The organism is Lelliottia wanjuensis, from assembly GCF_030238365.1.
Lineage (GTDB): Bacteria > Pseudomonadota > Gammaproteobacteria > Enterobacterales > Enterobacteriaceae > Enterobacter > Enterobacter wanjuensis.
In genome coordinates this window covers 41,958-65,778 of record NZ_JASSOT010000069.1, presented here as the reverse complement: position 1 = coordinate 65,778, position 23,821 = coordinate 41,958, and the positions used below count along the sequence as shown (strand labels likewise).

Below are 23,821 nucleotides of genomic sequence, written 5' to 3'. Positions count from 1 at the left end.
GTAAAAAGTCGTACTAGTCTCAGTTTTTGTTAAAAAATTGTGTAGGATAAGCAAACTCGCTTTTAAGCAGGGCAGCGGAACATCTGCTCTTAAATAACCAGACCGAAGCAGTAAGTGAGAGAACAATGTCGAATAAACCCTTTCATTATCAAGATCCCTTCCCGCTGGCGAAGGATCAGACTGAATACTATCTGTTAACATCTGACCACGTCTCTGTCTCTGAATTCGAAGGGCAGGAGATCCTCAAAGTTGACCCGCAGGCGCTGACCTTACTGGCGCAGCACGCTTTCCACGATGCTTCCTTTATGCTGCGCCCGGCGCATCAGCAGCAGGTGGCCGATATCCTGAGCGATCCGCAGGCCAGCGAAAACGACAAATACGTCGCGCTGCAGTTCCTGCGTAACTCCGATATCGCCGCGAAAGGCATTCTGCCGACCTGTCAGGACACGGGCACCGCGATCATCACCGGCAAAAAAGGCCAGCGCGTCTGGACCGGCGGCGGTGACGAGGCCGCCCTGGCGCACGGTGTGTACAACACCTACATCGAAGATAACCTGCGCTATTCGCAAAACGCGGCGCTGGATATGTACAAAGAGGTCAACACCGGCACCAACCTCCCGGCGCAGATTGACCTCTACAGCGTCGACGGCGACGAGTACAAATTCCTGTGCATCGCCAAAGGCGGCGGTTCTGCCAACAAAACCTATCTGTACCAGGAAACCAAAGCGCTGCTCTCACCGGGCAAGCTGAAAAACTACCTGGTCGAGAAAATGCGCACCCTCGGCACGGCTGCCTGCCCGCCGTATCACATCGCGTTTGTTATCGGCGGGACTTCCGCGGAAAGCACCCTGAAAACCGTCAAACTGGCGTCGACCAAATACTATGACGGCCTGCCGACGGAAGGGAACGAACACGGTCAGGCGTTCCGCGACGTTCAGCTTGAGCAGGAACTGCTGACCGAAGCGCAGAACTTAGGTTTAGGCGCGCAGTTCGGCGGAAAATATTTCGCCCACGATATCCGCGTGATCCGTCTCCCGCGTCACGGTGCCTCTTGCCCGGTCGGGATGGGCGTCTCATGTTCAGCGGATCGCAACATCAAAGCGAAGATCAACCGCGACGGTATCTGGATCGAAAAACTGGAAAACAATCCGGGGAAATACATTCCGGAAGAGCTGCGCAAAGCCGGTGAGGGCGAGGCGGTGCATGTCGATCTCAACCGTCCGATGAGCGAGATCCTGGCGCAGCTGTCCCAGTATCCGGTGTCGACGCGTCTGTCGCTGAACGGCACCATTATCGTCGGGCGCGACATTGCGCATGCCAAATTGCAGGAGCGTCTGGATAACGGCGAAGGGCTGCCGCAGTACGTGAAAGATCACCCGATCTATTATGCGGGACCGGCGAAAACGCCAGAGGGTTATGCCTCGGGTTCACTCGGCCCGACCACGGCAGGGCGCATGGATTCCTACGTGGATCAGCTGCAGGCCAACGGCGGGAGCATGATCATGCTCGCCAAAGGCAACCGCAGTCAGCAGGTGACGGATGCGTGCCACAAGCACGGCGGGTTCTATCTCGGCAGTATCGGCGGCCCGGCTGCGGTTCTGGCACAAGGCAGCATCAAGAGCCTGGAGTGCGTGGAGTATCCGGATCTGGGGATGGAGGCGATCTGGAAAATTGAAGTGGAAGATTTCCCGGCGTTCATCCTTGTGGATGACAAGGGCAACGATTTCTTCAAACAGATCCAGTCGTCCCAGTGTTCGGCGTGCGTTAAGTAGCTTTAAACGGCGCCGGGTGGCGGCTTCGCCTTACCCGGCCTACAAAATCTAGGGTCCGTAGGTCGGGTAAGCGAAGCGCCACCCGACGTGAAAACCGCAGTAACCGTAGGTCGGGTAAGCGAAGCGCCACCCGACACAAAAACCGCAGAATCCCGGACTGGCGACACGTAGCCGCCACCCGAAAAAAAGAGCGCACAAAGCGCCATACCGTTTTTTTGAAGCAAACAATACTTAATCCAGCATGTGAGCAATGTCGCCAACTTCATTGTTATCAAGGAGAAAGTAATGACCACCAATCGTCGCGAGAAAGATTCAATGGGTGCCATCGACGTCCCGGCTGACAAGCTGTGGGGCGCGCAGACCCAGCGCTCGCTGGAGCATTTCCGTATCTCAACGGAGAAAATGCCCGTCTCGCTGATCCACGCTCTGGCGCTGACCAAACGCGCTGCCGCGAAAGTTAACCAGGATTTAGGCCTGCTGAGCGCCGAGAAAGCGACGGCCATTATCAGCGCCGCCGATGAAGTGCTGGCCGACAAACACCCCGACGAATTCCCGCTTGCCATCTGGCAGACCGGCTCCGGCACCCAAAGCAATATGAACATGAACGAAGTGCTGGCCAACCGCGCGAGCGAACTGCTGGGCGGCGTGCGCGGTATGGAGCGCAAGGTCCACCCGAACGATGACGTCAACAAAAGCCAAAGCTCGAACGACGTCTTCCCGACCGCCATGCACGTCGCGGCGATCATCGGCCTGCGCGAGCACCTCATTCCGCAGCTGAAGGTGCTGACCCAAACCCTGAGCGAAAAATCACAGGCGTTCAGCGACATCGTCAAAATTGGCCGCACCCACTTGCAGGACGCCACGCCGCTTACCCTCGGCCAGGAGATCTCCGGCTGGGTAGCGATGCTCGAGCACAACCTCAGGCATATCGACCACAGCCTGCCGCATCTCTGTGAACTGGCGCTGGGCGGCACGGCGGTGGGGACAGGGCTAAACACCCACCCGGAATATGCCGTGCGGGTGGCGAAAGAGCTGGCGGCGATCACCGGGCAAGCCTTCGTCACCGCGCCGAATAAATTCGAAGCCCTCGGCACCTGCGATGCGCTGGTTCACGCCCACGGCGCGCTGAAAGGGCTGGCGGCCTCGCTGATGAAAATCGCCAACGACGTGCGCTGGCTGGCGTCCGGCCCGCGCTGTGGTATCGGCGAAATCAGCATTCCGGAAAACGAACCGGGCAGCTCCATCATGCCGGGCAAAGTGAATCCGACCCAGTGCGAAGCCATGACTATGCTCTGCTGTCAGGTGATCGGTAACGACGTGGCGGTGAATCTCGGCGGGGCATCGGGCAACTTTGAGCTCAACGTCTACCGCCCGATGGTGATCCATAACTTCCTGCAATCCGTGCGTTTGCTGGCGGACGGAATGGAGAGCTTCAACGAGCACTGCGCGACGGGCATCGAGCCAAACCGGGATCGCATCAGCCAGCTGCTGAACGAATCTCTGATGCTGGTGACGGCGCTCAATACCCACATTGGCTACGACAAAGCGGCGGAAATCGCCAAAAAAGCGCACAAAGAGGGGCTGACGCTGAAAGCCTCAGCCCTGGCGTTGGGCTATCTCACCGAGGCCGAGTTTGATGCCTGGGTTCGTCCGGAAGAGATGGTCGGCAGCATGAAATAATCACTCCGCCACATACAGGTGCAGCCGCGGAATAATCAATCGCAGCGGCTGTGCCTGCGGTTTATAACGATGCTGAATATTTTCGGCATCGTAATTCAGCAGTTCGCCGATATCCGGCACCATCGCCCCTTGTTCCGTGTCATACAGGGCAATCAGCGGCGTCGGACAGGCGTACTGTACCTGCTTCTGTTCACCGGAATACCAGACGCGCGCAATCGGCTGGACTTTCACCGGACGTTTGATTTTGAGACGCGCATCGTCAGGCAGCGCGGCGATATTCTCGTACTCCTGCTCGAGGCGCTCGATCCACTGTTCCCGCGACCACGGGGCCATGGTACGCGGGGATTTCAGGCTCTTCTCGAGCATCGACAGCACCTCGTTGCGGGTAAAATTCTTGATGATGTGCTTGTTCGCCCAGCCAAAGCGAAGGGTCGCCGGGTGGCGCAGGAGCGTCAGGGAGCGGTAGGCGTTGAGGGTAATCAGGCCCGGCAGTTGGCGATGCACCCACTCAAAGCGTGCGGCGGGAGCCAGGCCTGACTCTTCGGTGACAATCTTCTCAAACTGCGCCTTAAGGGCGTTAATGTGGGCAATCTGGTTTTCAATCTGCTCGCGCAGGGGGGTGTCGCACTGCAGGCATATCACGCCCGGCAGACGCACGGCGGCTTTGCTGCTGCGGTTCTCCGACTGCTGCTGGATAAAGAGATGGCGGTAGTGGGCGAGCGTCAGGTCCAGCGCCTCCTTGCCGATATGCTGCTTCACCTCAATCACATCCAACGGATCGTGCTCCGCACCTTTGACCACATCCGGCAAAGTAAAGACGCGCGCGGCCAGCAGTCGGCAGCTTTTGAGCCGTTCGCACAGGCTCATCAGCTCGTGTTCTATCTGGTGAAAAGTCGAATTCAGCCGTTCGAGAAGATCGTAAGTCGCCATAAAACACTCGCAGTAGTTACAACATACTTATTATATAGCACAGTGCGCCCGGTCAGGCTACGGTGCGGATTCGGTTGGGCAGGGTAAATCGGTCTTATCGATTGAGGGTTAACTATACGAATTTTGTATACTTTGCGTCTCTCATGCCCCCTCGGTTGATCCAGAACAGGTTAAAAGTATGATGAAAACCTAAAATCGTCACACGTTTTAGCTACCCCGAAAGGGTAAGAGGCAACTTTTGTCCAGACCAGGCCGTATCCTCTGCGCGCTGCTGGCGTGCGCGTCGTTCTTCGCACAAGCCACCGCACCGGATGAACTGACAACCGCGTGGCCCGTCAACGTTGGACCGCTTAATCCCCATCTTTATACGCCCAACCAAATGTTTGCCCAGAGCATGGTGTACGAACCGCTGGTGAAATATCAGACCGATGGCTCGGTCAAACCCTGGCTGGCGAAAAGCTGGACCCACACGGCGGATGGCAAAACATGGGTGTTCACTCTGCGTGACGGTGTCACTTTTTCCAACGGTGAACCCTTTAATGCGTTCGCCGCTGCCGAGAACTTTCGCGCCGTGCTGGATAACCGCCAGCGCCACGCCTGGCTGGAGCTGGCCCGACAGATCGTCGACGTCAAAGCCCTCAGCGATACCGAATTGCAAATCACCCTGAAAAGCGCCTATTACCCGTTCTTACAGGAACTCGCGCTGCCGCGTCCTTTCCGTTTTATCGCCCCGTCGCAGTTTAAAAACAATGAAACGATGAACGGCATCAAAGCGCCAGTCGGCACCGGTCCGTGGGTGCTGAAAGAGTCAAAACTCAACCAGTATGACGTGCTGGTACGTAACGACCGCTACTGGGGCGAAAAGCCCGTCATCCGGCAGATCACGGTTAAAGTGATCCCGGACCCGACCACCCGCGCCGTGGCTTTTGAAACGGGCGATATTGACCTGCTGTATGGCAATGAGGGGCTGCTCCCGCTCGATACCTTTGCCCGGTTCAGCCAGAGCGCGAACTATCGCACCCAGCTTTCCCAGCCCGTCGAAACGGTGATGCTCGCGCTCAATTCCGCTAAAGCGCCGACGGACGATCTGGCGGTGCGCGAAGCGCTGAACTACGCGGTCAACAAAAAATCCCTGATCGACAACGCCCTCTACGGCACACAAAAAGTCGCGGACACGCTCTTTGCCCCGACGGTGCCCTACGCGAACATTGGCCTGAAGCCGCGTCAGTACGATCCTCAGCACGCCGAATCCCTGCTGGAACAGGCGGGATGGAAGGCGCAGAGCGGAAAAGTCATCCGCGAGAAAAACGGCCAGCCGCTGCGGATTGAACTCTCCTATATCGGTACCGATGCCCTGAGTAAATCTATGGCGGAAATCATTCAGGCCGATATGCGTCAGGTGGGCGTCGATGTGGCGCTGGTCGGGGAAGAGGAGAGCAGCATTTACGCCCGTCAGCGCGACGGGCGTTTTGGCATGATCTTCAACCGCACCTGGGGCGCGCCTTACGACCCGCATGCCTTTATGAGCTCGATGCGCGTGCCATCCCACGCCGACTATCAGGCGCAGCTGGGCCTCGCGGATAAACCGGTCATCGACAAAGAGATTGGCGAAGTGCTCTCAACGAGCGATGAAGCGCAGCGCCAGGCGCTGTACCGCGATATCTTAACCCGCCTGCACAACGACGCGGTCTACCTGCCGATAAGCTACGTTTCGATGATGGTGGTGGCGAAGCCCGAGCTTGGCGTGATCCCGTTCGCGCCCATCGCCTCCGATATTCCGTTCGAACAGATCCAACCGGTGAAGCAGTAATGCTGCGCTATATACTGCGGCGTGTGCTGCTCCTGATCCCGATGATTCTCGCCGCCTCGGTGATTATCTTTCTGATGCTGCGCCTTGGCACTGGCGACCCGGCGCTGGATTATCTGCGTCTGTCGAACCTTCCGCCCACGCCGGAAATGGTCGCCTCCACGCGCGTGATGCTCGGGCTGGATCAGCCGTTAATCGTGCAGTACGGCACCTGGCTGTGGCGGGCGCTGCATCTGGATTTCGGCATCTCCTTCGCCACCCAGCGCCCGGTGCTGGACGATGTTCTGCATTTTCTGCCCGCCACGCTGCTGCTGGCCGGTGCGGCGCTGGTCCTGATCCTCTTCACCTCGGTGCCGCTGGGGATCTGGGCGGCGCGCCATCGCGACAAGCTGCCGGATTTCATCGTGCGGGTGATCTCGTTCCTCGGCGTCTCGATGCCCAATTTCTGGCTCGCCTTCCTGCTGGTGATGTGTTTTTCGGTGTGGCTCAAATGGCTCCCGGCGATGGGCTACGGCGACTGGCAGCACCTGATTTTGCCTGCGGTGTCGATCGCCTTTATGTCGCTGGCGATTAACGCCCGACTGCTGCGGGCCAGCATGCTCGACGTCGCCGGACAGCGGCACGTCACCTGGGCACGTCTGCGCGGGCTGAGCCACAAACAGACCGAGCGTCGCCATATTCTGCGCAACGCCTCGCTGCCGATGATCACCGCCGTCGGGATGCACATCGGCGAGCTGATCGGCGGGACGATGATCATCGAAAACATCTTTGCCTGGCCGGGCGTGGGGCGCTACGCCGTCTCGGCGATTTTTAATCGCGACTATCCGGTCATCCAGTGCTTTACGCTGATCATGGTGGTGGTGTTTGTCCTCTGCAATCTGGCGGTGGACGTGCTGAACGCGGCGCTCGACCCGCGCATTCGGCGTCATGAAGGAGCGCACGCATGAATTTTTATCGTTCCGCGCGTCTCTCCGTTCGTCTGGCGCTGGCGATCATCGCGCTGCTGGCGCTGGTTGCGCTCACCAGCCAGTGGTGGCTGCCGTACGATCCGCAGGCGATTGATCTGCCTTCGCGGCTGCTGTCGCCCGACAGCCAGCACTGGCTCGGCACCGACCACCTCGGGCGCGACATTTTTTCCCGTTTGCTGGCGGCGACGCGCGTGTCGCTGGGTTCGGTAATAGCCTGCCTGCTGTTAGTCCTGATTTTGGGCATGGTGATCGGCGGCGCAGCGGGGCTGCTCGGCGGACGTATCGATCAGCTCACCATGCGCGTCGCGGATATGTTCATGACCTTTCCGACCTCGATTCTGTCGTTCTTCCTTGTGGGCGTGCTGGGGACGGGGCTGACCAACGTCATCATCGCCATCGCGCTCTCGCATTGGGCCTGGTATGCGCGGATGGTGCGCAGCCTGGTGATCGCCCTGCGTCAGCGGGAGTTCGTCCTCGCGTCGCGTCTTTCCGGGGCCGGAAATCTGCGCATTTTTATCGACCACCTGACGGGGGCCGCGCTGCCGTCGCTGCTGGTGCTGGCGACGCTCGATATCGGCCACATGATGCTGCACGTCGCCGGGATGTCTTTCCTCGGCTTAGGCGTGACAGCGCCGACCGCCGAATGGGGCGTGATGATTAACGACGCGCGTCAGTATATCTGGACCCAGCCGCTGCAGATGTTCTGGCCGGGGCTGGCGCTGTTTATCAGCGTGATGGCCTTTAACCTGGTGGGTGACGCCCTGCGCGATCACCTCGATCCTCATCTGGCCACGGAGCACGCCCACTGATGCCACAGCGTATTGATTTGCAGAATATTGTTCTTAAGGCGGATCGCACGTTAGTCAACGGCGTCTCGCTGACCCTGAAACGCGGGCGCGTGCTGGCGCTGGTCGGCGGCAGCGGGAGTGGGAAATCCCTAACCTGCGCGGCCGCGCTCGGCGTGTTGCCTGCCGGTGTGCGTCAGACGGCGGGGCAGATTCTGGCCGACGGTCAGGAGATCACTCCGGCGTCTCTTCGGGGAATCAAGGTCGCGACCATTATGCAGAACCCGCGCAGCGCCTTTAATCCGCTGCACACCATGGCGACGCACGCCCGCGAGACCTGTCAGGCGCTGGGTAAAGCGTCGGATGACGCGGCGCTTATCGCGGCGTTAACTGCCGTTGGGCTGGAGGAGGCGGAACGCGTGCTGAAGCTCTATCCCTTCGAGATGAGCGGTGGCATGTTGCAGCGGATGATGATCGCCATGGCGGTGCTGTGCGACGCGCCTTTTATTATTGCCGATGAGCCGACCACCGATCTGGATGCCGTCGCCCAGTCGCGGATTCTGGATTTGCTGGACGATATCATGCACACCCGTGCACCCGGCATGCTACTGGTCACGCACGACATGGGCGTGGTCGCTCGCCTGGCGGATGACGTGGCGGTGATGGATCGCGGGGTGATTGTCGAGCAGGGCGACGTGGACATGCTGTTTCGTGTGCCGGTCCATCCGGTGACGCGCGGCCTGGTATCGGCGCATCTGGCCCTGTATGGCATGGAGTTGACCCAATGACGCTCCTTTCCGTTTCCGCAGTATCGCATCAATATTCCCGCGCAGCGTGGGTGCTGGACGACGTCGCCCTGAGCCTGAAAACCGGTGAGACCGTGGCTTTGCTCGGTCGCAGCGGCTGCGGGAAAAGCACTCTCGCGCGCCTGCTGGTGGGGCTGGAGTCGCCCAGTCAGGGCGAGGTTTTCTGGCAGGGCGAGTCGCTGTCAACACTCAATCGAGCCCGGCAAAAAGCTTTTCGCCGTGAGATCCAGATGGTTTTTCAGGACGCCATCAGCGCGGTGAATCCACGCAAAACTGTCAGCGAAATCCTGCGCGAGCCGATGCGTCATCTTTTGTCCTTAACGAGGACTGAACAGCTGGCCCGCGCCCGCGACCTGCTGCAGGCGGTTGAGCTGGACGATTCGCTTCTCAACCAGCGCCCACCGCAGCTCAGCGGCGGACAGCTTCAGCGCGTCTGCCTGGCGCGGGCACTGGCCGTGGAACCGAGGCTATTAATTCTCGACGAGGCGGTGTCGAACCTCGATCTGGTATTGCAGGCCAACGTCATTTGCCTGCTCAAAAAACTCCAGCAGCAGTTTGGCACCGCCTGCCTGTTTATCACACATGACTTGCGGCTGGTCGAGCGGTTTTGCGACCGGGTGATGGTGATGGAGGAGGGGAAAATCGTTGAGACGCAAACCGTCGGTGAGACCTTAACCTTTTCATCCATTGCCGGACAGAGGTTACAAACCGCGGTTCTTCCCGCTTTCCCCGTGCGCCGTCGCGCCAGACTTTGAGGGTTACATCCGATGCAACGTGTCACTATCACGCTTGATGATGATTTGCTGGAGACGCTGGACAGCCTGAGCCAGCGCCGGGGTTATAACAATCGCTCAGAGGCGCTGCGCGATATTCTGCGCGGCGCGCTGGCGCAGGAAACCGCTCAGGAGCACGGCAGGAACGGGTTTGCGGTATTGTCTTATGTGTATGAGCACGAGAAGCGCGATCTGGCGCGGCGTCTGGTCTCGACGCAGCACCATCATCACGACCTGTCAGTCGCCACGCTGCACGTCCACGTCAGCCACGAGGATTGTCTGGAGATCGCGGTGTTAAAAGGCGATATGGGCGATATTCAGCATTTTGCCGATGATGTGATTGCCCAGCGCGGCGTGCGGCATGGGCATTTGCAGGTGCTGCCTGACGAGGCGTGATGCGCGTCAGACGGTCACGGGAAGGGTGATGTTGTGGTACACCGGCCAGCTAAAGCAGAACTTCGCGCCGCCGAGATCGCTTTCATCGCAGCTGACGTGGCCGCCCATCGCCTGAGCAATCGAGTGGACAATCGCCAGCCCCAGACCGCAGCCGCCCGTCGCGCGGTCGCGGCTCGGGTCCAGACGCACGAACGGCTCGAACACCCGCTCGCGTTCGTCGGCGGCAATGCCGGGGCCATCGTCTTCGACCGCTAAACTCGCCTCGCTGCCGTTCAGGTGCAAGCTAATACGCAGCTGGCTTTCGCTGTAGCGCAGGGCGTTATTGACCAGGTTATCCAGCACGCGCTCCATCAGGCGCATATCCAGCGCACCGTAATCGCCAGGGCTGTTCTCCAGCAGCAGCGTGCGCTGCGGATTCACGCTCTGCACATCCTCAATATGGCTGTGGATCCACGCCGACAGATCGGGCGTGCTGAGTTTGAGTTCATTCTGCGGACGATCGAGACGGGCGTAGGTCAGGAGTTCCTCGATCAGCGCTTCCAGCTGGCCGATATCGCGATTGAGCGCCAGGGATTCGGCCTCCGTCAGGTTTTCGCTCATCTCCAGGCGATAGCGCAGGCGCACCAGCGGCGTGCGGAGCTCGTGAGCGATGCCGTCGATCAGCGCTTTTTTACTGGCGATCAGGGCATTGATGTTATCGGCCATCTGGTTAAAGGCGACGCCCAGGCGCTCAAAACTGGAGGCGCTGTCAAAGTGGATGCGCTCGGTAAAATGTCCTTCGCCAAAACGCTGCGCGGCGGATTCCAGACGCAACATATCCTGCCAGTGGGGCCGCATCCAGATAAACACCGGGAAGGCCAGCGAGATGGCGATAAACGCCAGCAGGGCCATATCAAGCAGCCGCATCTGATGCATAAAATAGAGATAAGGAACCGGGCCGACCGCCAGCACGTAGTGGCTGCGCGGAATGCGCTGGATAAAGGTGTACTGATCGTCAAGCGCCACAATGTCGCCATCGCGCAGGCGTTGGGTGGTCGGGGCATCGAGATCGTAATTTTTGAGTGGCTCGATGCGCATATTAAACGACAGATTCAGATCCAGCTCTTTCAGCGTCTTCGCCCAGTCGTGCGGCGGAATTTCTCGCAGTTCGCTGCGCATCAGATAGAGTGAGCTTTTCATCAGGTCATCCAGCGACTGCCTGCCCGCGCGCTCGGCGGTGAATTTGTAGACCAGCCCGACCAACATGGTCATGACCAGAAAACAGACAAACAGTAAAAGATAAAACTGCACAAACAGCTTTTTCATGAATGGTCACCCGTAATACTACGACTTAGCTCGGTTTTGTTGGGGCGCTCCGTCTCACGTGCCCTCAGGGGTGCTATAAAAGCAGGGTTTGCGCTGGCTGACAACACCTATGATGTGCTGGATATGGAGGACGACGGTTAAGAGCGCTTTAGAGATTTTGCAGCGATGAAGTTGGTCACGCAAAGAAAGGGAATAGCGATGAACATGGGTATGTCTGAGCCATCAAACCATGACTCACTCAACTGATTTGCAAGCGTAATGCAACCGTATACGTTAATGAAAATAAACCAGGGTAGCACGAAGGTTTTCATGGTTATCATCCTTAATGTGATTTGTTCGAATAATATCGCTGAAGAGTAACTCTCATTTCAATGCGCTGATTCAAAGTATGAGCATCCTCTCCGGAAGAGAGACTGGTGGAGCTGCAGCCTCTCTTATCTTCTGGCGATGTTTCAGCGCTAGAGCTCTGCGTGTCTGGCTATCAGGTTTCCCAGGCGTGCGGTGCGAACAGATAGCCTTTGTTACGCACGGTTTTGATGCGATACGGCTCGGTGGCGTTATCCAGCAGCTTTTTACGCAGGCGCGAAATGGCGACGTCAACGCTGCGATCCATCCCGTCGTAGCTCACGCCGCGCAGGTTTTTCAGCAGGGCGTCGCGATCCATAATCTGTCCGGCGTGGGTCGCCAGCTCCCACAGCAGATCAAAATCGGCGGTCGACAGGGCGATATCCACGCCGGAAAGCAGTACCTGACGGTTAACGGGGTCGATCGACAAGGTGCCAAAACGCATGGCTTTGTGCGGGGTCAGTGCCGCAGACGACGTCTGGCTTTCGGTGACGACGCGCTGGCGCAGGTGTAACCGCAGGCGCGCCAGCAGCACCGCAGGCGGCGTGGTTTTGAGAATATAATCGTTCGCGCCCATTTCCAGCGACAGAATGTGGTTCATGTCGCTGTCGAGGGAGGTGAGCAGCACTATCGGGCCGTCCCATTGCGCGCGTAAATCGCGGCACACGGTCATCCCGTCTTTGCCGGGGAGCATGATATCGAGCAGCACCAGGTCGGGCTTTTCGCGCAGCACCACTTCTTCCGCACGGTCGCCTCGCGGCTCAACGATAACGTCCATATCGTGTTTTCCCAGATAGGCGGCGATCAGCTGGCCGACTTCCGGTTCGTCCTCAACAAAAACGATCTTATTCATACAACGTCTGTTTTCGTGAAAAAAGCCAACATACACCGCGCAACCTTAACCTTCCATTAATCTTTCAAAATTAACCCCAGTTCCGTTATGCTGGCCGTTATTGTTATTTGATTGTTAAGGGAAAAGGATGGCGCTTTTGATCAAAGCCGCGCTGGGTGCGCTGGTGGTCGTGTTGATTGGCATTCTGGCGAAGACCAAAAATTACTATATCGCCGGGCTGATTCCGCTGTTCCCGACCTTTGCGCTGATCGCTCACTATATTGTGGCGTCTGAGCGGGGAATTGAGGCGCTGCGGACCACCATCGTGTTTGGTATGTGGTCGATCATTCCCTATTTTATCTATCTGCTTTCTCTGTGGTATTTCACCGCCATGATGCGGTTACCGCTGGCGCTGGGCGGGGCAGTGGTCTGCTGGAGCCTCAGCGCCTGGGTGTTGATCTTCTTCTGGAGCCGTTTCCACTAGTTCAGCGGGCGACCGCCGTCCACGCCGAATGAGCGGCCTGTCACGTAGCAACTGGTCAGCAGGTAGTCGATAAGATCGATCACCTCTTTCTCGCCCGGCGCGATTTTCATCAGCGATTTATTGAGCGCTTTCTGGCGATATTCCGCGTCATCGTGGTCGTTAAACAGAATCAGCGACGGGGCGATGGCGTTGACTTTGACCTCTGGCGCGAGCTTGCGGGCAAATGAGCGGGTCATGTTATCCAGCGCCGCTTTGCTTGCCGCATAGGCGATGTGTTTGTCGCTTCCGCGCTCCACCACGTAATCGGTGAAATGAATGATATCGCTTGCGGCATGGCCGTGCCCGCACAGCAGATCCTGCAGGGCGTGGTTGAGCAAATAGGGGGCGTGAACGTGGATCTGCATCATCGCGGCGAGGGTGTCACTCAGCGGTGTGCCCGGTTTTTCTGCCTGCCAGGCGCTGGCGTTATGCACGATAGCGCGCAGGCCGTCAGAGGTGGATTTCACGGTGTCAGCAAATGCCAGAATCCCGGCGTCCGTGGAGAAATCCGCCTGAATGCAGACCGCGCCTGCGTTTCTCAATCCTTCAATGGAGCCGTATTCCGTCCGGTAACTGACGATCACCGGCTGGTGCTGATTGAGGAAGTGGTGGGCAAGGGCGAGGCCGATGCGTCGGCCTGCGCCAGTAATCAGAATCGGGCGTTGCGGTACTTTTCCCATCGTGTTCTCCATATTCCTTCGACAATGGGAAAAACGCGCTTATCCCATTAACATCCAGGTCGCCGGTACGGCAGCAACCAGTAACATACCAATCAACGCCATTTCACGGCGCTTCAGCGCGTGTCCGAGCTGATGCGTGCGGCGGGCGTAGATAAACACCAGCAGACCCGGCGCATACAGCACCACCGACAGCAGCAGGTGCATTGGCCCTGAAGCATACAATAACCATAGCCCGTAGAGACAGGCCCCGACACCGACCACGTAATGCGCCGGGCGGGCAGCTATTTTTAACAGATAGGCACCGACTAAGAAATAGGGTACCAGAATCATCTCGGAGGCAATGGTCAGCAGGGTGTTATAGTCCGAACCTGTGAGCCAGATCAGCACCAGACAGACCTGCACGCTGATGTTGGTCAGCCACAGGGACGCAGACGGCGCGCTGTTTTTGTTCTGACGGGCAAACATACGCGGGAAGGCTTTATGCGTCGCGGCCAGGAAAGGTACTTCTGCGGCCATAATGGTCCAGCTCAGGTACGCGCCGCAGACCGAGACGATCAGCCCCGCCGCAATCACCACATCGCCCCAGGAACCCATCATTTTAACCATCAGGCCCGCCATCGACGGGTTACGCATTTGCGCCAGTTCGGGACGCGCAACGACGCCGATGGAGAGCAACGTCACCATCAGGTAGACGCTAAGCGCTGCCAGGACTGCCAGCAGCGTGGCACGGCCTACGTCGCGCTTGTTGCGGGCTCGCGCCGACACCACCACCGCGCCTTCCACACCGATAAACACCCACAGGGTGATGAGCATGGTATTTTTCACCTGCTCCCAGACCGGCACGCCGAGGGCGACACCGCTGAAATCAAGGCTAAAGACGTCGAGACGAAACGCGATAAACGCGAGCACGATGAACAGGCCCAGCGGAACCAGTTTTGCCAGCGTCGCCACCAGGTTAATGCTCGCCGCGGTCTGCACGCCGCGCAGCACCAGCCAGTGAACCAGCCACAGCAGGACCGATGCGCCAACGATGGATTGCCAGGTGTTACCGTCGCCAAAGAAACGAAGTTCAGGCGTATCGGTAAAGAAGCTGAGGGCCGAGAAGACAATGACCAGATAGGAGACGTTGGCGATCACCGCGCAGAGCCAGTAGCCCCAGGCCGAGCAGAAGCCAATCAGCTCGCCAAACCCTTCGCGGGCGTAAGTGAATATTCCGCCGTCCAGGTCCGGGCGGATGCGCGTGAGCAAAAGCATGGCAAAGGCCAGCAGCAGGATCCCAACGCCGGTGATCCCCCAGCCGATGAGCAGCGCCGCGGGGCTCGCGACTTCCGCCATATTCTGCGGCAAACTGAATACGCCCGCGCCGAGCATGGAGCTTAAAACGAGCGCAGTTAAAGCGCTTAGGCCAAGTTTCTTTTCCATTGGCTTCCTGTTATGAAAGGTCCAAATCCAGAATAATTATTTCGCACAAGCGCATAAAAATGGTGGATCACACTAAGGCGCGGGATTTTACGGAGTGTATTGCGGGCATGCAATGATGTGAGGCAGAAATAAGAAAAAAGTTACAAAAAAGGCGGCATTGCGCCGCCTTTTCAAACCTGTTTTGTTACTTGTACAGGTCAGCGCTGACGGTCAGGTTGTTACCACGTTCCTGCCACTGGCGGGTGATGTGGTAATACTTGGCCCCTTTCTTCGCGGCACGTTTCGCCACCTGGTAAGAGACTTCGGTCATGTTGCCGTAGTTGCCGGTGAACTTGATGCTGTCGAAAGGCACCATCTGCGCGGCAGTGGTTTTGTTCAGCTCTTCAATCTTGGTGCCGTCCGGCAGGGTGACAGTGTAACGACCGCCTTTGGTGGTCTGCGTTTCAAAGAAACGACCGACGTCAGAGCTTGGTGTGGCAGTGGTCGCAACGCCCGGGATTTCCACTTTCTTCGCTTCTTCGCCGCCTTTAGCGATGGCAGCGCGGCCTGCTTCTGAATCAGCCGGGATGGCGTCAGGGCTCTGCAGAACACGTTTTTTGGCATCCGCTTTGTAGATGAACGCGGTGATACGCTGGTTGCCGCCCTGGTTGGCGTCAATCTGGCGCACGATGTAGAAAGAGGCTGCGCCTTTCTCTTTCGCCGCTTTGGTGATGGCATCGTTCACTTCTGGCTGGCTGCGGTAGAAGCCCTGAACGGTCACGGTGTCAAAGGGTTCCAGCGCAACGGCCTGATCCTTCGGCAGCTCAACGACACCATTGATCACGCGGTTTTTCGGTGCGTCAGCTTTCGGGGCATCTTGTTTGTACAGATCGGCCACGACGCGCAGGTTGCCGCCGCTACCGTAATCGGAAGTATCCACAACGTAAAAAGAGGCAGCGCCTTCTTTGTCTGCGCGAGCGGAGGCTGCGCGTACGGCATCGCTAATAGCGTTAAAACGACCGGTAATCGTCACGCGATCGTAAGGTTTCAACGCTGCCGCTTGCTCTGGCGTCAACTCTGTCGCGGCATTTGCGGACAGGGCGGTCGCAGTAAGAAGTGCGGACGCCAGGAGAGTGTTCTTAAGCTTCATAAAAATAATCCTTCGCCTTGCGCAAACCATATACTGGTGTTGTTGTTAATTTGAAATCGTCGCCGATTATGGCATTTAAAACCCGTCGCTGTCTGCGGCATTTTTCACTCCCTGTGCTCCCGACAGGATCAAATTCGATAACATTTACTGATATGTCGAGTAAACAGGGGTTTGAGCAGTAAAACTGATTAAGCATATGACTTTTACAAGTTAATTTAATGTTAATAAGTTGTTTTAATACGGCGCTATATCATGTTTTTACCGCTTCGCTTGAGCTATTTATCGGGCCTGGCGAGGAAATTAAGGTAAATATCGCTGTCAGAGACGGCGATCACTTATTTTTCACAGATAAAGTCAGAAATAGTGTTTTCTTGCTGTAGATCACAGGCGGTATTTTCAGTAGGTTATAGAAAGTTTGTTACTGTTTTATTTTCCGTGATTATTCATCAGCCAGGTCTCACTGGCGACGCTTATGCGAATCGCGGTCATTTATCGACAAACCATCATCAAGAACCGATGGAAGGGAAAACTATGCGTATTGGGGTACCAAAAGAACGGTTAGCCAATGAAACCCGCGTTGCTGCCACGCCGAAAACGGTCGAGCAGCTGCTTAAACTGGGTTTTACCGTCGCGGTTGAAAGCGGCGCGGGCAAACTGGCGAGTTTCGATGACGAGGCATTTATTCAGGCTGGCGCTGAGGTCGTGAGCGAGGCTGAGATCTGGCAGTCGCCGGTGATTCTGAAAGTGAATGCGCCAACCGAGAGCGAAATTGCTTTACTGAATCCGGGCACGACGCTGGTGAGCTTCGTCTGGCCTGCGCAGAATCCGGAGCTGATGGAGAAACTCGCCGCACGCGGTGTCACCGTCATGGCGATGGACTCCGTGCCGCGTATCTCCCGCGCCCAGTCGCTGGATGCGCTGAGTTCAATGGCGAACATCGCCGGTTATCGTGCGATCGTCGAAGCTGCCCATGAGTTTGGTCGCTTCTTTACCGGTCAAATCACCGCGGCGGGCAAAGTTCCTCCGGCGAAAGTGATGGTGATCGGTGCCGGTGTGGCTGGTCTTGCTGCCATCGGCGCGGCCAACAGCCTCGGCGCGATCGTTCGTGCCTTTGATACCCGCCCGGAAGTGAAAGAGCAGGTCCAGAGTATGGGCGCTGAGTTCCTCGAGCTGGACTTCAAAGAAGAAGCGGGCAGCGGTGATGGTTACGCCAAAGTGATGTCCGAAGCCTTCATCAAAGCGGAAATGGAACTCTTTGCGGCCCAGGCGAAAGATGTCGATATCATCGTCACCACCGCGCTAATCCCGGGTAAACCGGCTCCGAAGCTGATTACCCGCGAAATGGTTGATTCCATGAAAGCCGGGAGCGTGATTGTCGATCTGGCCTCGCAGAACGGCGGCAACTGTGAATACACGGTGCCGAACGAAGTGATGACCACGGCGAACGGCGTGAAGATCATCGGTTACACCGACCTGCCTGGCCGTCTGCCAACGCAGTCTTCTCAGCTGTACGGCACTAACCTCGTTAACCTGCTGAAACTGCTCTGCAAAGAGAAAGACGGCAACGTGGTTGTTGATTTTGATGATGTGGTGGTGCGCGGCGTGACGGTGATCCGTGACGGCGAAATCACCTGGCCGGCTCCGCCAATTCAGGTTTCCGCCCAGCCACAGGCCGCACCAAAAGCGGCTCCTGCACCGAAAGAACCGGCTCAACCTGTCTCACCGTGGCGTAAATATGCCCTGATGGCGCTGGTGATTATTCTCTTCGGCTGGCTGGCTGACGTGGCACCGAAAGAGTTCCTCGGCCACTTCACCGTCTTCGCGCTGTCGTGTGTTGTCGGTTACTACGTGGTGTGGAACGTGTCTCACGCGCTGCACACGCCTTTAATGTCGGTCACGAACGCCATTTCAGGGATTATCGTGGTGGGGGCGTTACTGCAGATTGGTCACGGCGGCTGGATTAGCTTCCTGAGCTTTATCGCGGTGCTGATCGCCAGTATCAATATTTTCGGTGGTTTCACCGTGACTCAGCGCATGCTGAAAATGTTTCGTAAAGGCTAAGGGGTAGCATATGTCTGGAGGATTAGTCACAGCGGCATACATTGTTGCTGCAATCCTGTTTATCTGCAGTCTGGCGGGGCTTTCGAAACACGAAACGTCGCAGCGCGGGAACCACTTTGGTATCGCCGGTATGGCGATCGCGCTGATTGCGACCATCTTCGGGCCGGACACCGGCAACGTCGCATGGATTCTGGTGGCGATGCTCATCGGTGGTGCCATCGGTATTCGCCTGGCGAAGCGCGTGGAAATGACCGAGATGCCAGAGCTGGTGGCGATTCTGCACAGCTTTGTCGGTCTGGCGGCGGTGCTGGTGGGCTTTAACAGCTACCTGTATCACGAACCGGGCATGGAGCCGATTCTGGTCAATATCCATCTGACCGAAGTGTTCCTCGGGATCTTCATCGGTGCGGTGACCTTCACCGGTTCTATCGTGGCGTTCGGCAAACTGCGCGGCAAGATTTCGTCTAAACCGCTGATGCTGCCAAACCGCCACAAAATGAACCTCGCGGCGCTGGTGGTTTCCTTCCTGCTGCTGGTGGTGTTTGTGCGTACCGAAAGTACCGGTATGCAGGTTCTGGCGCTGCTGGTGATGACCGTTATTGCGCTGGCGTTTGGCTGGCATCTGGTGGCGTCGATCGGCGGGGCGGATATGCCGGTCGTGGTGTCGATGCTGAACTCCTATTCCGGTTGGGCGGCAGCGGCGGCGGGCTTTATGCTCAGCAACGACCTGCTGATTGTCACCGGTGCGCTGGTGGGCTCGTCGGGTGCGATCCTGTCGTACATCATGTGTAAGGCGATGAACCGTTCGTTCTTCAGCGTGATTGCCGGTGGTTTTGGTACCGACGGTGCGTCGTCCAGCGGTGACGAAGAAGTCGGCGAGCACCGTGAAATTACGGCGGAAGACACGGCTGATATGCTGAAAAACTCCCACTCCGTGATCATCACCCCAGGCTACGGCATGGCGGTGGCGCAGGCGCAGTATCCGGTGGCGGAAATCACCGAGAAGCTGCGTGCCCGCGGGATCAAAGTGCGTTTCGGTATTCACCCGGTGGCAGGGCGCTTGCCTGGTCACATGAACGTGCTGCTGGCGGAGGCGAAAGTGCCTTACGACGTGGTGCTGGAGATGGACGAGATCAACGATGATTTCGCCGACACCGACACGGTGCTGGTTATCGGCGCGAACGATACGGTGAACCCAGCGGCGCAGGACGATCCTGGCAGCCCGATTGCCGGTATGCCGGTTCTGGAAGTGTGGAAGGCGCAGAACGTTATCGTCTTCAAACGCTCGATGAACACCGGCTACGCAGGCGTGCAGAACCCGCTGTTCTTCAAAGAGAACACCCACATGCTGTTTGGCGATGCCAAAGCCAGCGTGGATGCGATTCTGAAAGCGCTGTAAGTGTGTTTTGCCCGGCGGCGCAAGCTTGCCGGGCCTACGCGATACATGTAGGCCGGGTAAGCGTCAGCGCCACCCGGCAATAAAAAAGCCGCCATAATTGGCGGCTTTTTTCATATTAAAACATCAATCGTCTTCTTCGTCATCCAGCTCAACCGGGGTCTGATACTGATCCGGTTTAATGACCAACAGGTCACAGCGCAGATGGTCGATCACCTGTTCCGCCGTATTGCCAAGGAACGCCGCGGAAATCCCGGTGCGCCCGACGGTGCCGAGCACCACAATCCCCGCCTGCAAATGCTCCGACAGATCCGGGATCACCTCTTCAGGCAGGCCTTTCTCTACGTGCGTCATCTTCTCGTCGATACTGAATTTCTGGCGCAGGGCTTTCATCGCCAACAGGTGCTGACCGCGGATCGCGTCGTTATACACGCTCGGGTCAAACTCCGGCAGTTCGATAGCGATATTGATAGGAGTCACCGGATATGCCCCGACCAGATGGACCTCGGTGTGATTGACCTGTTCGGCAAGCTGGATCGTCTCTTTGACCAGTTTTTCGTTCAGGGCGTTGTGATAATTCTCTTCGCTGGCGAGGTTCACCGCCACCAGCGCCTTACCGCCTTCCGGCCACGGCTGGTCTTTCACCATCCATACCGGGCAAGGACACTTACGCAGCAGATGCCAGTCGGTTGGGGTAAAAATCACGGCTTCAAGTTTGTCGTGTTGGTGCGCCATCTTCAGCAGCAGGTCATGTTGTTCGCTCATGACTTCCTGAATGATGGCTTCAAAAGGACGGTTATGCCACACCACTTTGATGTCGATGGGGATACCGGCATCGATGTAATATTTTGCCTGCTCGCGGATCCACGCGGTCCGCTGGCTGATCACTCCCTGACGCATAGCAGTGCGCTCGTCAGGCGACAGAAGGGTGGTCATCTCATATGAGAAATCATAGATCGGCAAAAACGCTTTGATTTTGCCGCCAATCCGTTGATGTAAATAGACAGCTCGCCGTAACGCCGGTTGATCGTCCTGATTAGGATCGATGGCCACCAGCATGTTTTGATACTTTGCCATACAGGTCTCCTTACTACTGTCACCACAGTCTGTAATTAAAAGAGTAACCTATATATGTTGAATGAAACAGGGGAGAAGGTTTTGCCAGATCAATAAATGACGAAAATTTATCGATCCGGCAGAAGAGAGATGAGGCTTAAGCGACGTTGCGGGAGTGACCGGCGAGAACCGCCAGCGCTTCACCGTTTTCAATAGTGATGTACTTACCTTTCACCGCCAGCATGCCGCTTTTCTGGAAACGACCCAGCAGACGGCTGATGGTTTCAACGGTCAGGCCCAGGTAGTTACCGATATCACCACGAGTCATGGTCAGGCGGAATTCACGTGGAGAAAAACCACGTTCAGCAAAGCGGCGCGACAGGTTGTAGATAAAGGCTGCCAGACGCTCTTCCGCATTCTTCTTGGAAAGCAGCAGGATCATGTCCTGATCGCCTTTGATCTCCCCGCTCATCAGACGCATCATCTGCTGACGCAGGTTCGGCATTTTGCCTGACAGATCGTCCAGGGTTTCGAACGGGATTTCGCAAACCATGGAGGTTTCCAGCGCCTGAGCGAAGCTCGGGTGATGGCCGGTACCGATAGCGTCAAAGCCGACTAAATCGCCCGCCAGATGGAAGCCGGTGATCTGCTCATCGCCTTGCTCGGTGATGGTGTAGCTCTTAATGGTGCCAGAACGGATAGCATAGAGCGATTTCAGTTCGTCTCCCGCCTTAAACAGCGTCTGCCCTTTCTGAATAGGCTTTTTGCGCTCGATGATATTATCAAGCTGATCGAGTTCATGCTCATTCAGGGTAAACGGGATACAGAGCTGGCTAATGCTGCAATCCTGGCAATGGATAGCACAACCGCCAGACTGAATGCGTCGTATAATTCGCTTTTCCGGGATCATAGGTCTGCTCAAGCCTTAATTGATATTGGTCAATTTTAACATCTTTTTGGAGTGCGCGTAAGCCTGGGAAACCATCAATAGAGACAAGTGGCGACAATGCGTCGCCATCTTCTTGATATTCCACAGTTTGATTGTGGAATAATGACCTAAATCATAGAAAATTAAGCACTAAAAGCCTGGATTTCTAAAGCAGCAAATACCCTTCGTGGCGCAATAACCACTCTTTACGCTGCACGCCACCGGCGTAGCCCGTCATGGTGCCGTTGCGTCCGATCACGCGATGGCAGGGCACCACGATACTGACCGGATTTGAGCCATTGGCCGCACCCACGGCGCGCGCAGCTCCCGCGCGACCGAGCTGCTCGGCGAGCTGACCGTAGTGCATAACTTGCCCGCAGGGGATGGCGCGCAGAGCCTGCCACACTTCGCGCTGGAAAGGCGTTCCCGCCGTGGCGGTCGGTAAGGTATCGATAATGCTGAGATCGCCCTCGAAGTAATCCGCCATCTTCGCACTCAACCCGCCAGGGTTGCTCGCGCTGATGCGTTCATAGCCGTCGCGATAGTGGATATTCAACAACTCAACCATTCGATCGCTGTGCTCTTCCCACTCCACCGCGCGCAGATTGAACTGCTCATCGGCAATGATCCACAGCGGGCCAAGCGGCGTGGCAATCTTATCTTCGAGTAATCTCAGCATCCTTTGTCCCTTAATTCAGCCGTGGGTAAATCCCCGGTCCAATTGGCAGACCGACAAGATACCACGCGACCAACATCACCAGCCATACCCCTAAAAAGATAAGCGGATACGGCAGCACCAGCGAATAGTAGGTACCCAGTTTCGCCTCGGGCTTGTAGCGTTGCAGGAAGCCTAAGAACAGCGGAACAAAGGGCGATACGGGCGCCAGCGGGATCACCGAGGAATCCGCCACGCGGAACAGGATCTGCGCGAACGCCGGATGAAAACCGAGCAGCATAAACATCGGCACAAAGATCGGCGCCAGAATCGACCAGATGGCCGACCCGCTGGCGATAAACATGCAAAGCAGAGACGAGAGCAGCGCCAGGCCGACAAACGCCGGCACGCCGCTCAGCCCGGCAGATTCCAGGGCATCGGTCAGGCCGACGGCCATGAACTTGCCCATGTTGCTCCAGTTAAACATCGCCACGAACTGCGCCAGCGGGAACACCATCACGATAAATCCGGCCATCTCTTTCATTGGCTCGATCATCAGTTGCGGCAGATCGCCCTGACGGCGGATTTTGCCGGTGGCGATGCCGTAGGCGAGGGAGACAATAAAGAAGAACAGGATAATCAGCGGGACGATGCCCTGAATGAACGGCGACGGCAGGACCGTGTGTTTCACCGGATCGCGCAGCACGCCGTTTTCCGGAACCACCATCAGGGCAATGGCCGCGATAAACAGCAGAGAGACCACGCCCGCTACGCGCAGGCCGTGGCGCTGCGCCTGGCTGAGCGACTCCAGTTTTTCATCGCGACTGCCTTCCCAGGTGCCCAGCCGCGGCTCGACGATTTTATCGGTGATCAGGCCGCCGACGATGGTCAGCACAATCACCGAGCTTGCCATAAAGTACCAGTTGTCGATCACGCTGACGTGCATGGCCGTATCGATGGTTTTCGCCGCTTCGGTGCTGATGCCGGAGAGCAGCACGTCGGTGGTGACGATCAGCAGGTTAGCTGTAAATCCACACCCGACCCCGGCGATAGCGGCCAGCAGGCCCGCGATCGGGTGCCGCCCGACGGCGAGGAAAATCAGCGCCCCCATCGGCGGCATGATCACCAGCGCCGCATCAGAGGAGATGTGGCTGAAAAAGGCGATAAACAGCACCATGTAGCTGGCGTAACGGGCGTTCACCACCGACGCCATTTTGACCATCAGGGCAGGCAACAGCCCGACGCGTTCCGCCAGACCCGCGCCCAGCACCAGCGCCAGAATTGCCCCGAGCGGCGCAAAGCCGCTGAAGTTTTTAATCACATTCGGCAAAAACCAGTGCAGACCTTCCACGCTGAGCAGGTTTTTCACCGCCACCATGCTGCCGTCCGCCGGGCTGCGCACGGAGACGTCAAAAGCGGACAGCACGGCGGTGGCGATCATCAGGATCACAATCAAATAGATAAAAAGCAGGAAAGGGTGCGGCACTTTGTTGCCGATCCTCTCAACCCAGCCATAGACCTTACCGGATGGGGAATGCGAAGGTATGGAAGACATACTCATGGGCGTTCCTC

At 57.3% G+C, this 23,821-nt stretch carries 21 protein-coding genes; 11 read left to right on the top strand and 10 right to left on the bottom strand.

The features are described 5' to 3' along the window. Positions 1-125 precede the first annotated feature (125 nt). Positions 126-1,772 (top strand): class I fumarate hydratase FumA, encoded by a 1,647-nt coding sequence (gene fumA, locus QQF33_RS21595; RefSeq protein WP_285158580.1) that lies wholly within the window; start codon positions 126-128, stop codon positions 1,770-1,772. 285 nt (positions 1,773-2,057) lie between these two features. Further along, positions 2,058-3,452 carry a class II fumarate hydratase gene (gene fumC / locus QQF33_RS21590; protein ID WP_285150240.1) on the top strand — a complete coding sequence of 465 codons (1,395 nt, stop codon included), beginning with the start codon at positions 2,058-2,060 and terminating at the stop codon, positions 3,450-3,452. Here the strand turns inward: fumC and tus are convergent, their stop codons facing one another. Further along, positions 3,453-4,382, bottom strand: a complete 930-nt coding sequence (gene tus / locus QQF33_RS21585) for a DNA replication terminus site-binding protein (RefSeq protein ID WP_285150241.1) — start codon at positions 4,380-4,382, stop codon at positions 3,453-3,455. Between the two features lie 238 nt (positions 4,383-4,620). On the opposite strand from tus, the gene nikA reads away from it, so the two are divergent. Genes nikA through nikR form a run of 6 tightly spaced genes read left to right on the top strand, consistent with a single transcriptional unit; the run spans position 4,621 to position 9,917 of the window. Then, the gene (gene nikA / locus QQF33_RS21580) at positions 4,621-6,192 is read left to right on the top strand and encodes a nickel ABC transporter substrate-binding protein (protein WP_285150242.1); all 1,572 of its coding nucleotides are present in this window, start codon (positions 4,621-4,623) and stop codon (positions 6,190-6,192) included. After that, entirely contained in the window at positions 6,192-7,136 is a 945-nt protein-coding gene (gene nikB, locus QQF33_RS21575; RefSeq protein WP_285150243.1) for a nickel ABC transporter permease subunit NikB, read from the top strand. Before nikA ends, nikB begins: the two co-directional genes overlap by 1 nt. Continuing rightward, on the top strand, positions 7,133-7,966 hold the full coding sequence (gene nikC / locus QQF33_RS21570; protein ID WP_285158579.1) for a nickel ABC transporter permease subunit NikC: 834 nt from the start codon (positions 7,133-7,135) through the stop codon (positions 7,964-7,966). Before nikB ends, nikC begins: the two co-directional genes overlap by 4 nt. Next, a complete protein-coding gene (nikD, locus tag QQF33_RS21565) occupies positions 7,966-8,730 on the top strand; it encodes a nickel import ATP-binding protein NikD (protein WP_285150245.1) in 765 nt (254 codons plus the stop codon). The genes nikC and nikD overlap by 1 nt, the downstream gene beginning before the upstream one ends. Continuing rightward, positions 8,727-9,503, top strand: a complete 777-nt coding sequence (nikE, locus tag QQF33_RS21560; protein ID WP_285150246.1) for a nickel import ATP-binding protein NikE — start codon at positions 8,727-8,729, stop codon at positions 9,501-9,503. The genes nikD and nikE overlap by 4 nt, the downstream gene beginning before the upstream one ends. A gap of 12 nt (positions 9,504-9,515) precedes the next feature. After that, positions 9,516-9,917 (top strand): nickel-responsive transcriptional regulator NikR, encoded by a 402-nt coding sequence (gene nikR, locus QQF33_RS21555; RefSeq protein ID WP_285144638.1) that lies wholly within the window; start codon positions 9,516-9,518, stop codon positions 9,915-9,917. 6 nt (positions 9,918-9,923) lie between these two features. Here nikR and rstB read toward each other — a convergent pair whose 3' ends face one another. Together rstB and rstA are read right to left on the bottom strand one after the other, a co-directional pair. Then, the gene (gene rstB / locus QQF33_RS21550) at positions 9,924-11,222 is read right to left on the bottom strand and encodes a two-component system sensor histidine kinase RstB (protein WP_285150247.1); all 1,299 of its coding nucleotides are present in this window, start codon (positions 11,220-11,222) and stop codon (positions 9,924-9,926) included. A 481-nt stretch (positions 11,223-11,703) separates the two neighbouring features. Beyond that, positions 11,704-12,420 (bottom strand): two-component system response regulator RstA, encoded by a 717-nt coding sequence (gene rstA / locus QQF33_RS21545; RefSeq protein WP_282493243.1) that lies wholly within the window; start codon positions 12,418-12,420, stop codon positions 11,704-11,706. A gap of 127 nt (positions 12,421-12,547) precedes the next feature. Between rstA and QQF33_RS21540 the strand changes: the two genes are divergently transcribed. Beyond that, positions 12,548-12,883 (top strand): GlpM family protein, encoded by a 336-nt coding sequence (locus QQF33_RS21540; RefSeq protein WP_095281854.1) that lies wholly within the window; start codon positions 12,548-12,550, stop codon positions 12,881-12,883. Here the strand turns inward: QQF33_RS21540 and folM are convergent. The 3 genes from folM to ydgH form a co-directional block, all read right to left on the bottom strand. Next, complete coding sequence (gene folM, locus QQF33_RS21535; RefSeq protein ID WP_285158577.1) at positions 12,880-13,602, bottom strand: dihydromonapterin reductase; 723 nt, start codon at positions 13,600-13,602, stop codon at positions 12,880-12,882. The two genes, QQF33_RS21540 and folM, sit on opposite strands and share 4 nt — an antisense overlap. Positions 13,603-13,641: 39 nt before the next feature. Continuing rightward, entirely contained in the window at positions 13,642-15,024 is a 1,383-nt protein-coding gene (locus QQF33_RS21530; protein ID WP_285144633.1) for an amino acid permease, read from the bottom strand. Between the two features lie 184 nt (positions 15,025-15,208). Next, positions 15,209-16,153, bottom strand: a complete 945-nt coding sequence (ydgH, locus tag QQF33_RS21525; protein WP_282493240.1) for a DUF1471 family protein YdgH — start codon at positions 16,151-16,153, stop codon at positions 15,209-15,211. Positions 16,154-16,684: 531 nt separating this feature from the next. Here ydgH and pntA point away from each other — a divergent pair. Then, on the top strand, positions 16,685-18,214 hold the full coding sequence (gene pntA / locus QQF33_RS21520) for a Re/Si-specific NAD(P)(+) transhydrogenase subunit alpha (protein ID WP_282493239.1): 1,530 nt from the start codon (positions 16,685-16,687) through the stop codon (positions 18,212-18,214). A 10-nt stretch (positions 18,215-18,224) separates the two neighbouring features. Then, a complete protein-coding gene (gene pntB / locus QQF33_RS21515) occupies positions 18,225-19,613 on the top strand; it encodes a Re/Si-specific NAD(P)(+) transhydrogenase subunit beta (protein ID WP_285150250.1) in 1,389 nt (462 codons plus the stop codon). Between the two features lie 123 nt (positions 19,614-19,736). Here the strand turns inward: pntB and uspE are convergent, their stop codons facing one another. The 4 genes from uspE to abgT form a co-directional block, all read right to left on the bottom strand. Further along, positions 19,737-20,687, bottom strand: a complete 951-nt coding sequence (uspE, locus tag QQF33_RS21510) for a universal stress protein UspE (RefSeq protein WP_282493238.1) — start codon at positions 20,685-20,687, stop codon at positions 19,737-19,739. Positions 20,688-20,823: 136 nt separating this feature from the next. Then, positions 20,824-21,576 (bottom strand): fumarate/nitrate reduction transcriptional regulator Fnr, encoded by a 753-nt coding sequence (gene fnr / locus QQF33_RS21505; RefSeq protein ID WP_014070017.1) that lies wholly within the window; start codon positions 21,574-21,576, stop codon positions 20,824-20,826. 184 nt (positions 21,577-21,760) lie between these two features. After that, positions 21,761-22,273 (bottom strand): methylated-DNA--[protein]-cysteine S-methyltransferase, encoded by a 513-nt coding sequence (ogt, locus tag QQF33_RS21500; RefSeq protein ID WP_285144628.1) that lies wholly within the window; start codon positions 22,271-22,273, stop codon positions 21,761-21,763. 10 nt (positions 22,274-22,283) lie between these two features. Continuing rightward, positions 22,284-23,810, bottom strand: coding sequence for a p-aminobenzoyl-glutamate transporter (gene abgT / locus QQF33_RS21495; RefSeq protein ID WP_282493236.1), 1,527 nt, complete (start codon positions 23,808-23,810; stop codon positions 22,284-22,286). Between the last annotated feature and the right edge of the window lie 11 nt (positions 23,811-23,821).

Coding starts and splice junctions, on each gene's coding strand:
- fumA (WP_285158580.1), top strand. CDS start 126: ATGTCGAATAAACCCTTTCATTATCAAGATCCCTTCCCGCTGGCGAAG.
- fumC (WP_285150240.1), top strand. CDS start 2,058: ATGACCACCAATCGTCGCGAGAAAGATTCAATGGGTGCCATCGACGTC.
- tus (WP_285150241.1), bottom strand. CDS start 4,382: ATGGCGACTTACGATCTTCTCGAACGGCTGAATTCGACTTTTCACCAG.
- nikB (WP_285150243.1), top strand. CDS start 6,192: ATGCTGCGCTATATACTGCGGCGTGTGCTGCTCCTGATCCCGATGATT.
- nikC (WP_285158579.1), top strand. CDS start 7,133: ATGAATTTTTATCGTTCCGCGCGTCTCTCCGTTCGTCTGGCGCTGGCG.
- nikD (WP_285150245.1), top strand. CDS start 7,966: ATGCCACAGCGTATTGATTTGCAGAATATTGTTCTTAAGGCGGATCGC.
- nikE (WP_285150246.1), top strand. CDS start 8,727: ATGACGCTCCTTTCCGTTTCCGCAGTATCGCATCAATATTCCCGCGCA.
- nikR (WP_285144638.1), top strand. CDS start 9,516: ATGCAACGTGTCACTATCACGCTTGATGATGATTTGCTGGAGACGCTG.
- rstB (WP_285150247.1), bottom strand. CDS start 11,222: ATGAAAAAGCTGTTTGTGCAGTTTTATCTTTTACTGTTTGTCTGTTTT.
- rstA (WP_282493243.1), bottom strand. CDS start 12,420: ATGAATAAGATCGTTTTTGTTGAGGACGAACCGGAAGTCGGCCAGCTG.
- QQF33_RS21540 (WP_095281854.1), top strand. CDS start 12,548: ATGGCGCTTTTGATCAAAGCCGCGCTGGGTGCGCTGGTGGTCGTGTTG.
- folM (WP_285158577.1), bottom strand. CDS start 13,602: ATGGGAAAAGTACCGCAACGCCCGATTCTGATTACTGGCGCAGGCCGA.
- QQF33_RS21530 (WP_285144633.1), bottom strand. CDS start 15,024: ATGGAAAAGAAACTTGGCCTAAGCGCTTTAACTGCGCTCGTTTTAAGC.
- ydgH (WP_282493240.1), bottom strand. CDS start 16,153: ATGAAGCTTAAGAACACTCTCCTGGCGTCCGCACTTCTTACTGCGACC.
- pntA (WP_282493239.1), top strand. CDS start 16,685: ATGCGTATTGGGGTACCAAAAGAACGGTTAGCCAATGAAACCCGCGTT.
- pntB (WP_285150250.1), top strand. CDS start 18,225: ATGTCTGGAGGATTAGTCACAGCGGCATACATTGTTGCTGCAATCCTG.
- uspE (WP_282493238.1), bottom strand. CDS start 20,687: ATGGCAAAGTATCAAAACATGCTGGTGGCCATCGATCCTAATCAGGAC.
- fnr (WP_014070017.1), bottom strand. CDS start 21,576: ATGATCCCGGAAAAGCGAATTATACGACGCATTCAGTCTGGCGGTTGT.
- ogt (WP_285144628.1), bottom strand. CDS start 22,273: ATGCTGAGATTACTCGAAGATAAGATTGCCACGCCGCTTGGCCCGCTG.
- abgT (WP_282493236.1), bottom strand. CDS start 23,810: ATGAGTATGTCTTCCATACCTTCGCATTCCCCATCCGGTAAGGTCTAT.